This window comes from Pseudomonas sp. 05N433 (genome assembly GCF_056396925.1).
Genome location: NZ_JBFTML010000002.1, coordinates 1 through 12,794, shown reverse-complemented (window position 1 = coordinate 12,794; position 12,794 = coordinate 1). Strand labels below are relative to the sequence as shown.

Annotated in this window: 14 protein-coding genes; 9 read left to right on the top strand and 5 right to left on the bottom strand. The window is 61.2% G+C overall.

The genetic code is table 11. The features are described from left to right. Positions 1-113: 113 nt before the first annotated feature. The 3 genes from dapE (at position 114) to AC1DIS_RS00840 (ending at position 2,547) form a co-directional block, all read left to right on the top strand. Positions 114-1,265, top strand: a complete 1,152-nt coding sequence (dapE, locus tag AC1DIS_RS00850) for a succinyl-diaminopimelate desuccinylase (protein WP_028939204.1) — start codon at positions 114-116, stop codon at positions 1,263-1,265. Next, the gene (locus AC1DIS_RS00845; protein ID WP_018927030.1) at positions 1,265-2,074 is read left to right on the top strand and encodes a putative RNA methyltransferase; all 810 of its coding nucleotides are present in this window, start codon (positions 1,265-1,267) and stop codon (positions 2,072-2,074) included. The genes dapE and AC1DIS_RS00845 overlap by 1 nt, the downstream gene beginning before the upstream one ends. A gap of 95 nt (positions 2,075-2,169) precedes the next feature. Then, positions 2,170-2,547 (top strand): hypothetical protein, encoded by a 378-nt coding sequence (locus tag AC1DIS_RS00840; RefSeq protein ID WP_018927031.1) that lies wholly within the window; start codon positions 2,170-2,172, stop codon positions 2,545-2,547. Positions 2,548-2,676: 129 nt separating this feature from the next. Here the strand turns inward: AC1DIS_RS00840 and AC1DIS_RS00835 are convergent, their stop codons facing one another. Next, positions 2,677-2,886, bottom strand: a complete 210-nt coding sequence (locus AC1DIS_RS00835; RefSeq protein WP_007940478.1) for a cold shock domain-containing protein — start codon at positions 2,884-2,886, stop codon at positions 2,677-2,679. Between the two features lie 237 nt (positions 2,887-3,123). Here AC1DIS_RS00835 and plsB point away from each other — a divergent pair, with 237 nt between their 5' ends. The 6 genes from plsB to cmoB all read left to right on the top strand — a co-directional run bounded on the left by plsB (position 3,124) and on the right by cmoB (position 9,539). Continuing rightward, positions 3,124-5,628 (top strand): glycerol-3-phosphate 1-O-acyltransferase PlsB, encoded by a 2,505-nt coding sequence (gene plsB, locus AC1DIS_RS00830; RefSeq protein ID WP_477748754.1) that lies wholly within the window; start codon positions 3,124-3,126, stop codon positions 5,626-5,628. Between the two features lie 45 nt (positions 5,629-5,673). Next, a complete protein-coding gene (locus tag AC1DIS_RS00825) occupies positions 5,674-6,363 on the top strand; it encodes a DUF4197 domain-containing protein (protein ID WP_007940472.1) in 690 nt (229 codons plus the stop codon). A gap of 199 nt (positions 6,364-6,562) precedes the next feature. Next, on the top strand, positions 6,563-6,955 hold the full coding sequence (locus tag AC1DIS_RS00820; RefSeq protein WP_477780715.1) for a protease inhibitor I42 family protein: 393 nt from the start codon (positions 6,563-6,565) through the stop codon (positions 6,953-6,955). Between the two features lie 2 nt (positions 6,956-6,957). Further along, positions 6,958-7,590 (top strand): lysoplasmalogenase, encoded by a 633-nt coding sequence (locus AC1DIS_RS00815; protein WP_477743276.1) that lies wholly within the window; start codon positions 6,958-6,960, stop codon positions 7,588-7,590. Between the two features lie 216 nt (positions 7,591-7,806). Next, complete coding sequence (cmoA, locus tag AC1DIS_RS00810; RefSeq protein ID WP_018927038.1) at positions 7,807-8,586, top strand: carboxy-S-adenosyl-L-methionine synthase CmoA; 780 nt, start codon at positions 7,807-7,809, stop codon at positions 8,584-8,586. After that, entirely contained in the window at positions 8,583-9,539 is a 957-nt protein-coding gene (cmoB, locus tag AC1DIS_RS00805) for a tRNA 5-methoxyuridine(34)/uridine 5-oxyacetic acid(34) synthase CmoB (protein ID WP_007940467.1), read from the top strand. Before cmoA ends, cmoB begins: the two co-directional genes overlap by 4 nt. A 35-nt stretch (positions 9,540-9,574) precedes the next feature. On the opposite strand, the gene tadA is transcribed toward cmoB, so the two are convergent. The 4 genes from tadA to AC1DIS_RS00785 all read right to left on the bottom strand — a co-directional run. Further along, a complete protein-coding gene (gene tadA / locus AC1DIS_RS00800) occupies positions 9,575-10,072 on the bottom strand; it encodes a tRNA adenosine(34) deaminase TadA (RefSeq protein ID WP_018927040.1) in 498 nt (165 codons plus the stop codon). Further along, positions 10,072-11,448, bottom strand: coding sequence for a multicopper oxidase family protein (locus tag AC1DIS_RS00795; RefSeq protein WP_477780714.1), 1,377 nt, complete (start codon positions 11,446-11,448; stop codon positions 10,072-10,074). Before AC1DIS_RS00795 ends, tadA begins: the two co-directional genes overlap by 1 nt. 102 nt (positions 11,449-11,550) lie before the next feature. Further along, a complete protein-coding gene (locus AC1DIS_RS00790) occupies positions 11,551-11,838 on the bottom strand; it encodes a PTS sugar transporter subunit IIB (RefSeq protein ID WP_111454288.1) in 288 nt (95 codons plus the stop codon). Between the two features lie 2 nt (positions 11,839-11,840). Beyond that, the coding region (locus tag AC1DIS_RS00785) for a phosphoenolpyruvate--protein phosphotransferase (RefSeq protein ID WP_477780713.1) at positions 11,841-12,794 on the bottom strand (954 nt) is incomplete at its 5' end.

Sequence of the window (12,794 nt, the reverse complement as noted above, 5' to 3'; positions counted from 1 at the left end):
CTTCGGGCCGCCGTTTTGCTTTAGAATGATCGCCTTTTTCAATGCCAACAAACTCGGTAGGAGCTGCTTCGGCAGCTCCTACATGTTTACCGTGCGCACCTCGGAGTTCTTACATGACGGCCCACGCCGACCTTTCGCCGACACTTCAACTCGCCATCGACCTGATCCGCCGTCCATCCGTGACGCCGGTCGACGCCGATTGCCAGAAGCAGATGATGCAGCGCCTGGGCGATGCCGGTTTTATGCTGGAGCCGATGCGCATCGAAGATGTGGATAACTTCTGGGCGACCCACGGCAAACATGACGGTCCGGTGCTGTGCTTCGCCGGTCACACCGACGTGGTGCCGACCGGTCCGGTGGCGGCCTGGCAGATCGATCCGTTCAACGCGGTGATCGACGAACACGGCATGCTCTGCGGCCGTGGCGCGGCAGACATGAAAGGCAGCCTTGCGTCCATGACCGTGGCAGCCGAGCGTTTCGTTGCCGACTATCCGGATCACAAGGGCAAGGTCGCGTTCCTGATCACCAGTGACGAAGAAGGCCCGGCCCACCACGGCACCAAGGCTGTGGTCGAGCGCCTTGCCGCCCGCAAGGAACGTCTGGACTGGTGCATCGTCGGCGAGCCGTCGAGCACGACCCTGGTGGGTGACGTGGTCAAGAACGGCCGTCGCGGCTCCCTCGGCGCCAAATTGACCGTGCGCGGTGTGCAGGGCCACGTGGCGTATCCGCACCTGGCGAAGAACCCGATCCACCTCGCCGCCCCGGCGCTCGCCGAACTTGCCGCCGAGCACTGGGACCACGGCAACGATTTCTTCCCGCCGACCAGTTTCCAGATCTCCAACGTCAATTCCGGCACCGGTGCGACCAACGTGATTCCGGGTGATCTGGTGGCGGTATTCAACTTCCGCTTCTCCACCGAGTCCACCGTCGAAGGCCTGCAAAAGCGCGTCGCCGACATTCTCGACAAGCATGGCCTGGACTGGCACATCGACTGGGCGCTGTCCGGCCTGCCGTTCCTCACCGAGCCGGGCGCGCTGCTCGACGCGGTGTCGGCGAGCATCAAGGACATCACTGGTCGTGACACCAAAGCCTCCACCAGCGGCGGCACTTCAGATGGGCGCTTCATCGCGACCATGGGCACCCAAGTGGTTGAACTGGGCCCGGTCAACGCGACGATCCACCAGGTCAACGAGCGTGTACTGGCGGCCGACCTCGACGTGCTGACCGAAATCTACTACCAGACCCTGATCAAGTTGCTCGCCTGATGCTCGCCTGTCCGATCTGCAGCGAACCGCTGAACGCGGTGGACAACGGCGTGGCCTGCCCCGCCGGGCATCGTTTCGACCGCGCACGACAGGGTTACCTGAACCTGCTGCCGGTGCAGCACAAGAACAGCCGTGACCCTGGGGATAACCAGGCGATGGTCGAAGCCCGTCGCGACTTTCTGAACGCCGGCCATTACGCGCCGGTGGCCAAGCGTCTGGCGGAGCTGGCGGCCGGTTATGCGCCGCAGCGCTGGCTGGACATCGGTTGTGGCGAGGGGTATTACACCGCGCAAATCGCCGAAGCCTTGCCCAACGCCGATGGCTATGCTCTGGACATTTCCCGGGAAGCGGTCAAACGCGCCTGCAAACGCAACCCTGCGCTGACCTGGTTGATCGCCAGCATGGCGCGGGTGCCATTGGCCTCGGGCAGCTGCCAGTTTCTGGCCAGCGTGTTCAGCCCGCTGGACTGGGAAGAAGCCAAACGTCTGCTCAGCCCCGGTGGCGGCTTGATGAAAGTCGGGCCGACCAGCGGCCATCTGATGGAATTGCGTGAGCGGCTGTACGACGAAGTGCGCGAGTACACCGACGACAAGCACCTGGCGCTGGTGCCGGAAGGCATGGCGTTGCAACACAGCGAAACCCTGGAATTCAAACTGACGCTGGTCAATGGTCAGGATCGCGCGAATCTCTTGGCGATGACACCTCACGGCTGGCGCGCCAGTGCCGAACGCCGGACAGCAGTCATTGAACAAGTGGAACCGTTCGAGGTCACCGTTTCGATGCGCTACGATTATTTCGTTCTGCAGTAGTAGTTAGAGAACAACTTTAATTTTTGGTCTTGAGTAAAGGCTCAAGGCCGGCTAAATCCGCGAATGGATTTTTCAGACCCGCAGTGAGGACATCCATGCGCCAACCGGACATCGAGATTTACCTGAAAGACGCCGACGTCGATCACAAAGCCATCGCGGCCTGGCTCGGCGCGGCTCTAGGCCCGTGCACCGACTGGGTTCAGAAAGGCCAGACCTACAAGTGCAAGGCTGGTAGCGTGCCAGTGACCTGGCTGCCCAAAGCCGTAGGCAAATGGAACAGCCTGTACCTGGAAAGCGACCAGACCCCATGGGAAGACGACATCGCTTGCGCCCGCGCTGCATTTGCCGCATTGAACGTCGAAGTGCGTTGTGCGCCGGGTAGCTGGGTCGAGGAAGAAGGTGAGGAAACGGCAGATCGCTGGATTCGCATCAGTGTCGATGGTGAAGAAGAGATCACCTGGAAAACCGCGTAATCTGCGTAATCTGCGTAAGCATAAATCTGTAGGAGCGAGGCTTGCCCGCGAAGCTTTTAGCGCCAGTGATGACGCCTTCGCGGGCAAGTCGGATCGCCGCACCGCTCGCTCCTACAGGGTTCTGCGGGTTTACAGACCTACAACATCCTCAGCCTGCAATCCCTTCTGCCCTTCCACCACCGCATATTCAACCTGCTGACCTTCAGTCAGCGAGCGATGCCCTTCGCCACGGATCGCGCGGTAGTGCACGAACACGTCCACCCCGTCCTGGCGCTGAATGAAGCCATAACCCTTGGCGTCGTTGAACCACTTCACGTTGCCGGTTTCGCGTGTTGCCATCTGTTCATACTCCCTTTTTATTATTGAATGGGCTTTTCGCAGGAAAGCCTTGAGGAACGTCAGCCTGCATCCGACGTCCATTGAAGGGCCCCGGCGACAGACCGCCGAGTATATGACAGGTGCGAAAACTCTCAACAGGAGTTTACTTCGCTGCTTTTTTGCCGATTTTCGATGAATCCGGCACACTATCGCCCGCCCGAGCAAACGCTCGGTTTTATTCACTCACGCAGAAGCCGTATGACCCGCTCCCCGTTCCGCCGTCTTGTGTTTGGCACCCTGCGCCGACTGCTGTACCTCTGGGTTCGCTCAGAGACGATCAACCAGTCGTCGTTCACCCTTAACCTCGACCGCAGCCGGCCGGTGTTCTACGTCCTGCAAAATCCTTCGCTGACCGACCTTGCCGTGGTCGATACCGAATGCAGCAAGGCCGGCCTGCCCCGTCCGGTATTGCCGGTATCAGTGGGTGCGCTGGTGGAGCCCGCCGCGTTCTTTTACCTGACACCGGATCCCGACTGGCTCGGCCGTCAGGACAAGCGCGGTGCGCCGCCAACCCTGACCCGTCTGGTCAGCGCCCTGAGCCAGAACGCCGCCGAAGACGCGCAGATCATCCCGGTCAGCGTGTTCTGGGGCCAGTCGCCAGACAGCGAGTCGAGCCCATGGAAGCTGCTGTTCGCCGACAGCTGGGCGGTCACCGGACGGTTGCGCCGGTTGCTGAGCATCATCGTGCTGGGGCGCAAGACCCGGGTGCAGTTCTCGGCGCCGATCCATCTGCGCGAACTGATCGAACACAACAAGGGCCACGAGCGCACGGTGCGCATGGCCCAGCGGATTCTGCGGGTGCACTTCCGCAATCTGAAAGCCGCGGTGATCGGCCCGGACATTTCCCACCGGCGTAACCTGGTGAAAGGCCTGCTCAACCAGCCGCTGGTCAAGCAAGCGATCCTCGACGAAGCCGAGCGCGAAAACATCTCCCCGGAAAAAGCCAAGGCCCAGGCCTTGCGCTACGGTAACGAAATCGCCTCCGACTACACCTACACCGCGATCCGCTTCATGGAAGTGGTGCTGAGCTGGTTCTGGAACAAGATCTACGACGGGATCAAGGTCAACAACATCGAAGGCGTGCAAAAGGTCGCCCCGGGTTACGAAGTGATCTACGTCCCCTGCCACCGCAGCCACATCGACTACCTGCTGCTGTCCTATCTGCTGTTCCGCAACGGCCTGACCCCGCCGCACATCGCCGCCGGGATCAACCTCAACATGCCGGGGATCGGCGGTCTGTTGCGTCGCGGCGGTGCGTTCTTCATGCGCCGCACCTTCAAGGGCAATCCGCTCTATACCTCGGTGTTCAACGAATACCTGCACACTCTGTTCACCAAAGGTTTCCCGGTCGAGTACTTCGTCGAGGGTGGCCGTTCACGCACCGGGCGCATGCTGCAACCGAAAACCGGGATGCTCGCGATCACGCTGCGCAGCTTCCTGCGTTCGTCGCGCATGCCGATCGTGTTCGTGCCGGTCTACATCGGTTACGAGCGCGTGCTGGAAGGCCGCACCTACCTCGGCGAATTGCGTGGCGCGAGCAAGAAGAAAGAATCGATCTTCGACATCTTCAAAGTCATCGGCGCGCTCAAACAGCGTTTCGGTCAGGTCGCGGTGAACTTCGGTGAGCCGATCAAACTGGCGGAGTTCCTCGACAGCGAACAGCCAGACTGGCGCCAACAGGCACACGGCCCGCAATTCAAACCGGCCTGGCTCAACGAAACCACCAACCGCCTTGGCGAGAAAGTCGCGCAGCATCTGAACGAAGCGGCGGCGATCAACCCGGTGAATCTGGTAGCCCTGGCGCTGCTGTCCACCAGCCGCCTGGCCCTGGACGATCGCGCCATGGCGCGGGTGCTCGATTTGTATCTGGCGCTGTTGCGCAAGGTTCCCTACTCGCCGCACACCACCCTGCCGGACGGTGACGGCCGCGCGCTGATCGAACATGTGAAGGACATGAACCTGCTGTCTGAGCAGAACGATGCGCTGGGCAAGATTCTGTACCTGGACGAACAAAACGCCGTCCTGATGACCTACTACCGCAACAACGTGTTGCACATATTCGCGTTGCCGTCGCTGCTGGCGAGTTTCTTCCAGAGCGCGTCGCGCATGAGCCGCGAGCAGATCCTGCGCTACACCCGTGCGCTGTACCCGTACTTGCAATCGGAGCTGTTCATTCGTTGGACACTGGACGAACTCGATGGCGTGATCGATCAGTGGCTCGAAGCCTTCGTCGAGCAAGGCCTGCTGCGTTTCGAGAAGGACGTGTACCTGCGCCCGGCACCAAGTTCGCGGCATTTCGTATTGCTGACGCTGCTGTCGAAAAGCATTGCCCAGACCTTGCAGCGCTTCTACATGACCGTTTCCCTGCTGCTCAACAGCGGCCAGAACAGCATCAGCGCCGAAGAACTGGAAGACCTGTGCACCGTCATGGCCCAGCGCCTGTCGATCCTCCACGGCCTGAACGCCCCGGAGTTCTTCGACAAGAGCCTGTTCCGTCATTTCATCCAGACAATGCTGGACCTCGACGTGCTGCGCCGCGACAAAGCCGGCAAGCTGAGCTACCACGAACTGCTGGGTGAACTGGCCGAAGGCGCCGCCAAGCGGGTGCTGCCAGCGGAGATTCGCTTGTCGATCCGTCAGGTGGCACTGCATCGCAGTGAAGATGCGGCGGACCAAGTCGCGACGGCGGCGCAAACCGACTAAATTTCAACATCGTTCCCAACCTTATTTACGAACAAGGAAGCCACCATGCTCCGCCCTACCCTTCGCTTCGCCGGCCTGTGCGCAGGCTTGATGATCTGCGCCAACGCCCTGGCACTGTCACTCAGTGACCTGTCGCAACAAGACGCCACCGGCGGGCTCAAGGACGCCCTGACCCAAGGCGCGCAGCTGGCCGTCAAACAACTGGGCACACCCGGCGGCTTCAGCAACAACCCGGACGTGAAAATCGAACTGCCGGGAAAACTGGGCAAGGTCGCCAAGAAAATGAAACAGTTCGGCATGGGCGATCAGGTCGATCAACTGGAAACCAGCATGAACAAGGCAGCTGAAGCGGCGGTAACGCAGGCTCAGCCGATTCTGGTGGATGCGGTGAAGAAGATGACCGTGGAAGATGCCAAGGGGATTCTCAGCGGCGGCCAGGATTCGGCCACTCAGTACCTGAGCAAAACCAGCCGCGAACAGATCCGTACCAAGTTCTTGCCGATCGTCAAGCAAGCCACCGACCAGGTGGGTTTGGCTCAGCAATACAACGCGTTCGCCGGGCAAGCCGCGACGCTGGGTGTGCTGGATGCGAAAAATGCCAACATCGAAAGCTACGTCACCGAGCAGGCGTTGAACGGGTTGTTCGAGATGATTGGCAAACAGGAAGAAACCATTCGCAAGAACCCTGCGGCAGCGGCGACCAGTTTGGCGAAGAAAGTTTTCGGCACACTCTAAACCCACTGGCAGCGGGCCTGTGGCGAGGGGGCTTGTCGGAATGCCGCACCGCCACAGGCCCGCTCCCACATGGACTGCACTTGACTGACGGGCATTACCCACCTCCCGCGCCCGATCATCCCTAATGGGCGGCCGTCACAATTTGTCTCATCTTCAGTTATGCTCGCCGTTCGTCGTGAACGCCGGAGCCGCTGATCTTATGTCCCCCACTCGCCCGTTTRTCCCCCTCGCCCTTGCTCTGCTGAGTGCTTGCGCCTCGCAACCGAAACAGAACCTGACCGTGGAAAAACAAAGCGAATGCCCGGCGAAACTGCACAACGGGCAAACCCTGATCCTGACGCTGCCGAGCAACCCGACCACGGGTTACCGCTGGGCGATCCAGGATTCAGCCGGTGGTGTGTTGCGCGCGCTCAGCCCCGAGGTTTACAGCAACCCGGAAGACGCCGGGATCGTCGGCAGTGCCGGCGTCTCGACCTGGCGTTTCCAGGCCTTCGCCACCGGCACTGGCCGCCTGCGGCTGACTTACTCACAACCGTGGGCACCGGAAGTACCGGCGGTGCAAACCTTCGACTGCGCCATCGCGGTTAACTGATCGTGGGCTGGCTGATTCTGGCGCTGATGGGCGCGGTGACCTTTATGTATGGCCTGAGCGTGCATGCCGCGCTGCTCTGCCTGCTGGTCAAACCGATGCCTGTGCTGGCCCTGCTCGGCTGGTTGCACGATGCACCGCCCAGCGAGTATCGACGCTGGATCAGCCTGGGTTTGATTTTCTCCTTGGTCGGCGATGTGTTGCTGGCATGGCCACAAGACTTGTTCGTGTTTGGACTTGGAGCATTTTTGCTCGCGCATCTGGCGTATCTGAAGGCTTACTTGAGCGATTGCCGGCGTCTGGCTGTGTTGCCGCTGATCCTCGCCTTCGGCGTGGGTGCCGTGCTGCTGGGGATTCTGATTTCCAATGGCTTGGGGCCGCTGCTGGTCCCAGTGATCGTCTACGGCCTGGCCATCAGCGCCATGCTCTGGCGCGCCCTGGCCCGACTCGGCACCGATGTACCCAAACGCTCGGCGCTGCTGGCTGCGGCGGGCGCGGTGGCGTTTGTGTGTTCTGACAGCGTGATTGGCATTAACCGGTTTGTGATGCCATTTCATGCCGCGCCTTACGTGATCATCCTGAGTTACTGGCTGGGGCAATGGGGGATTGCGGCGGCGTTCACCCAGAAACCGCGCTGAATCCTGTGGCGAGGGAGCTTGCTCCCGCTGGGCTGCGAAGCAGCCCCAACCCAGGCGACACCAACTTCCCAGACAAAACCCACTTACCGGATGACGACTGCTGCGCAGCCGAACGGGAGCAAGCTCCCTCGCCACAACAGCATGTCTCTGCATTAACCGAGGTTAGTCCGGCGGTTTATCAGCAAACCCGCGCATCCCCGCGCCAAGTTGGCTAAAATGCCGGCCTTTTCCACCTACACCGCTGGAACCGCCGTGAGCAAAGAATCCGATCGCCTTTTCGCCCAGCCTTTGGCCCAGGTGCCTGACTTCGCCTTTAACGAGGACGTGGTGCGGGTGTTCCCGGACATGATCAAGCGCTCGGTGCCGGGTTATCCGACCATCGTTGAAAACCTCGGCGTGCTCGCCGCGCAATTCGCTCAGCCAAACAGCGTGCTCTACGATTTGGGCTCGTCGCTGGGTGCCGTGACCCAGGCCTTGCGCCGCCACGTGCGCACCGACGGCTGCCGCGTCATCGCTGTGGATAACTCCGCTGCCATGGTCGAGCGTTGCCGCGAATACCTCAACGGCCAGGACTCGATGTTCCAGGAGTTGCTGCCGGTGGAAGTGATCGAAGGCGACATCCTTGCCCTGGAATTTCAGCCGGCCTCGGTGGTGGCGCTGAACTTCACCCTGCAATTCATCGCCCCGGACCAGCGCACCGCGCTGCTCGCGCGCATCCGCCAATCGCTGTTGCCCGGTGGCGCGCTGATTCTCTCGGAGAAGCTGCGCTTCAATGACCCCGAAGAACACGCGCTGCTCACTGACCTGCACGTGGCCTTCAAACGCGCCAACGGCTACAGCGAACTGGAAATCGCCCAGAAGCGCAGCGCCATCGAAAATGTCATGAAGCCCGACAGCCTCGAAGAACATCGCGAACGCCTGTTGGCCGCCGGTTTCTCGAAAGTCGTGCCGTGGTTCCAGTGTCTTAACTTTGCCTCGTTGATTGCCTTGCCATGATTGATTTGTCCCCCCTCGCCCGCCGTCTGGCCGGTACTCCGCTGGCCGAATGGGCCAACACCCTGCAAGTGCAACTCGACAAGAAAATGGAAAAAGGTCACGGCGACCTGGAGCGCTGGCAGAGCGCACTGGATGCATTGCCGAAGATCCAGCCGAGCGAAGTCGACTTGTTGAACGGCCTTAAGCTGGACACCGATTGCGACGATGAAACCCGCGCGCAAATGCGCACCGCGCTGATGGGTTTGTCTCCTTGGCGCAAAGGGCCGTTTGACCTGTTCGGCGTGCATGTCGACACCGAATGGCGCTCGGACTGGAAATGGTCCCGAGTGGCTCCGCATCTGGACCTGAAGGGCAAACGCATCCTCGATGTCGGCTGCGGCAACGGCTATTACATGTGGCGCATGCTCGGTGCCGGGGCCGACAGCGTAATCGGCGTCGACCCCAACTGGCTGTTCTTCTGCCAGTTCCAGGCGGTGCAGCGTTACCTGTCCGAGCCCAATGCCTGGCACCTGCCCTTCCCTTTCGAAGACCTGCCGCCGAACCTGGAAGGGTTCGACACCGTGTTTTCCATGGGCGTGTTTTACCACCGTCGTTCGCCGATCGAGCATTTGCTGGCGCTGAAGGATTGCCTGGTCAAGGGCGGTGAACTGGTGCTGGAGACGCTGGTGATCGAAGGCGATCAACAACAGGTATTGGTGCCGGAAGACCGTTACGCACAGATGCGCAATGTCTGGTTCCTGCCGTCGGTGCCGGCGCTGGAGCTGTGGCTGCGTCGCGCCGGGTTCAGCGATGTGCGTTGCGTGGATGTGAGCATGACCACGGTCGAGGAACAACGCGGGACGGAATGGATGAAGTATCAGTCGTTGAGCGATTTCCTTGATCCGGATGATCACAGCAAAACGATCGAAGGGCTGCCGGCGCCGATGCGTGCGGTGATTGTTGCCCGCAAGTAAAAGCTTCGCGGGCAAGGCGGCCTACCTGTCGCCGCCTAATCCGCTGGCTTGGCCCTACGGGCCTTGAAGAACTCGCTCAATACTGCCCCGCACTCCTCGGCCAACACCCCGCCTTCGTACAGCACCCGGTGATTCAAAAAGCCCTGGGTAAAAAACTGCCCCTGGCTCTGCACAATTCCGGCCTTGGGCTCCAGCGCGCCATACACCACCCGCGCAATCCGCGAATGCACGATCAACCCGGCGCACATGCTGCACGGCTCCAGCGTCACGTATAGCGTACTGCCCGGCAGGCGATAGTTGCTGGCGGCCTGGGCGGCGGCGCGGATCGCGACCATCTCGGCGTGGGCGCTGGGGTCATTGCCGCTGATCGGGCAATTGAAACCGCGCCCGATGATTTCACCGTCCTGCACCAGCACAGCACCCACCGGCACTTCACCCAGCGCCGCGCCTTCGGCGGCGAGGGCCAGGGCTTCGCGCATGAAATCACGATCACGGCTGCGGTCGATAATCGCCGCGGGGCGTATCTGACGCATCACGCCACCTCGATGGCGGCCATCAGGCCGGTTTCCATGTGGTCGATCACATGGCAGTGGAACATCCAGACGCCCGGGTTATCAGCCACCAGCGCCACTTGCGCGCGCTCGTTCTTGCCCAACAGGTAAGTGTCGGTGAAGTACGGGATAACCTTGTGCCGGTTCGAAGAAATAACCTTGAAGCTCATGCCGTGCAAATGGACCGGGTGCTGATACTGAGTCATGTTTTTCAATTCGAAAATATAGCTTTTGCCCTTTTCGAGCTTGGCAATCGGTCGGTCGGCGCAGGTCTTGTCGGTGATATCCCAGGCCTTGCCGTTGATCTGCCACAGGCTGGGCGGCTTGCCATTGTCGACGTTGACCGACACCGAGCCCACCCATTCAAAATTGAAGTTGAGTTTCTCGGCATTGGCCAGGTCTGGCTCGGCCACCGGGTTGGCGGGCAGTGCCGGCGGCCACTCGGTCGGCGCGTCGGTATTGGCCACTGAGCGCAAGGTGCCCAGGCGTACCGGACCGTTGCGCAGGGACAGTTCTTCGCCGGCCGGCGGAGCCTTGATTGCCAGGCAAATGCGCATGCCCGGGCCGAGCCAGTATTCCTTGCCCAGTGGGCGCGGTTCGATGGGATTACCATCCAGCGCATAGATCTGCGCCTCGACGCCGGGGATGTTGAGGCGATAAGTCAGGGTGTTGTCGAGGTTGAGCAGGCGTACGCGGGTGATCTGCCCGGCAGGCAAGTCGATCACTGCTTGCGAGATGCCATTGATGGTCGACAGGCGCCCAGCCGTACCGCCACGGGCCGCTTCACGAGGAATGCTGAACGGCACGAAAGCGCCTTCTTCATCGACATGCCAGCTCTTGAGGCTCAAGGTCTTTTCGTACTTGAAACCGGTGGGCTCGCGCTCTTCGATGATCAGCGGACCGACCAGCCCGCGACCGAGTTCTTCGCTGCTGTTCACGTGCGGGTGATACCAATAGCTGCCGGCGTCGGRCACACGGAACTTGTAGTCGAAGTATTCGCCCGGCAGTACCGGCAATTGCGACACGTAGGGCACGCCGTCCATTTCCAGCGGCAGACGGATGCCGTGCCAGTGAATGGTGGTCGCCACTGGCAAGTGGTTGATGAAACGCACCCGCAGCCATTCGCCCTGACGCACGCGCAACTCAGTGCCCGGCGCCGAGGGGCCGAACGCCCAGGCCTCGGTCTTGTGCCCGGTCACCAGTTCGACGTCCAGCGGGGCGGCGATCAGCTCATAGTCGTGGCCGGCCTCAGCGTCGGCCATCTTGCCCAGCCAGTAACGCGACGCGCCACCGGCCCCCACGCCAACCACCACAAGACCGGCCAGACCACCGAGTATTTGTCGACGGGTAAAGGACATGAACTCAACTACCTCACGTATCAGCCACAGGCGCGGTGCCTGCAAAAGGCGAATACGATACACCTGCGGATGAGAAACAGTAAGGGCAACGCGTGGGAACGATCACTGCAAACCGGTGAGCAGATGCACCACTCCACCGTCCAGCATCATCACGCCTGGCACTCCAGCCGCCGTCAACGCCTGCCGATCCATCCGCGCCACATCCCGTAACTCCACCCGCATCCGGGTCAGCGCCATGGGCTGATGTGACTTGAGGTTATCCGCACCGCCCAGTGCGGCCACGACATTCGGTGCCAGACCGGAAACGGCTTGAGCCACCGGTTTTGGCTCATCTACCACCAGATCCGGGGTCAACGCTTTCCAGAACGCCCGCTGCATTTTCTCGAACATGCTCAGTTCTCCAGAACCAGTGAAGTATCGACCGTCGCCTCGTGGTGCAGCCGCAATGCCTCGCGTACCTGCTCGGCACTTTCCAGCCCCAGCACTTGCTGGGCGATGGCCTGACAGTCCAGCAGGTCGACTTCGCGAACCGCCGCCTTGATCGCCGGAATCAGCGGCACGCTCACCGACAACTCATCCACGCCAAGCCCCAGCAACAACGGCACCGCCAGATGTTCCGAAGCCAGGGCGCCGCACACACCGACCCATTTGCCATGGGCATGGGCGGCTTTCACAGTACCGGCGATCAAGCGCAGCACCGATGGATGAAAGCTATCCGCCTGGCTGGCCAGCCGCGGGTGATCGCGGTCCATGGCCAGGGTGTATTGGGTCAGGTCGTTGGTGCCAATGGAGAAGAAATCCACCTCGGGCGCAAACAGATCCGCCATCAGCGCCGCTGCCGGCACTTCGATCATGATCCCCAGTTTCGGCAGTTCCGTGAGTCCTGCTGCCAGCGCTTCCTCTTCAAGCAGCTGACGGGCCAGCCGCAACTCCGACAACTGCGTGACCATCGGCAACATGATGTGCAGCCGAGCCAACCCGGCGCTGCTCAGGATCGCCTTGAACTGATCGCGCAACAGCTGCGGACGCTCCAGGCACAAACGAATGCCGCGCATGCCCAGGAACGGGTTGGTTTCGCGGTCCATCGGCACGTAGGCCAATGGTTTATCGCCGCCGACATCCAGGGTCCGCACCACCAGATTGCGCGCAGGCCCCAATGCTCGGGCGATGGCCCTGTAGGTGGACGCTTGCTCGTCATGGCTCGGTGCATGGTTGCGATCCAGATAAAGAAACTCCGAACGCAACAGACCGACGCCCTCGCCGCCCAGTGTCATGGCCTGCTCAGCTTCGGCCAGCGAAGCGATGTTGGCGGTGATTTCAACGTGATGACCATCGCGGGTACAGGC

Bases quoted from the DNA above. Each gene is read 5' to 3' on its own strand.
- dapE (WP_028939204.1), top strand. From the start codon at position 114: ATGACGGCCCACGCCGACCTTTCGCCGACACTTCAACTCGCCATCGAC.
- AC1DIS_RS00840 (WP_018927031.1), top strand. From the start codon at position 2,170: ATGCGCCAACCGGACATCGAGATTTACCTGAAAGACGCCGACGTCGAT.
- tadA (WP_018927040.1), bottom strand. From the start codon at position 10,072: ATGCGTCAGATACGCCCCGCGGCGATTATCGACCGCAGCCGTGATCGT.
- cmoA (WP_018927038.1), top strand. From the start codon at position 7,807: ATGCCGGCCTTTTCCACCTACACCGCTGGAACCGCCGTGAGCAAAGAA.
- AC1DIS_RS00845 (WP_018927030.1), top strand. From the start codon at position 1,265: ATGCTCGCCTGTCCGATCTGCAGCGAACCGCTGAACGCGGTGGACAAC.
- AC1DIS_RS00835 (WP_007940478.1), bottom strand. From the start codon at position 2,886: ATGGCAACACGCGAAACCGGCAACGTGAAGTGGTTCAACGACGCCAAG.
- AC1DIS_RS00790 (WP_111454288.1), bottom strand. From the start codon at position 11,838: ATGTTCGAGAAAATGCAGCGGGCGTTCTGGAAAGCGTTGACCCCGGAT.
- AC1DIS_RS00825 (WP_007940472.1), top strand. From the start codon at position 5,674: ATGCTCCGCCCTACCCTTCGCTTCGCCGGCCTGTGCGCAGGCTTGATG.
- plsB (WP_477748754.1), top strand. From the start codon at position 3,124: ATGACCCGCTCCCCGTTCCGCCGTCTTGTGTTTGGCACCCTGCGCCGA.
- cmoB (WP_007940467.1), top strand. From the start codon at position 8,583: ATGATTGATTTGTCCCCCCTCGCCCGCCGTCTGGCCGGTACTCCGCTG.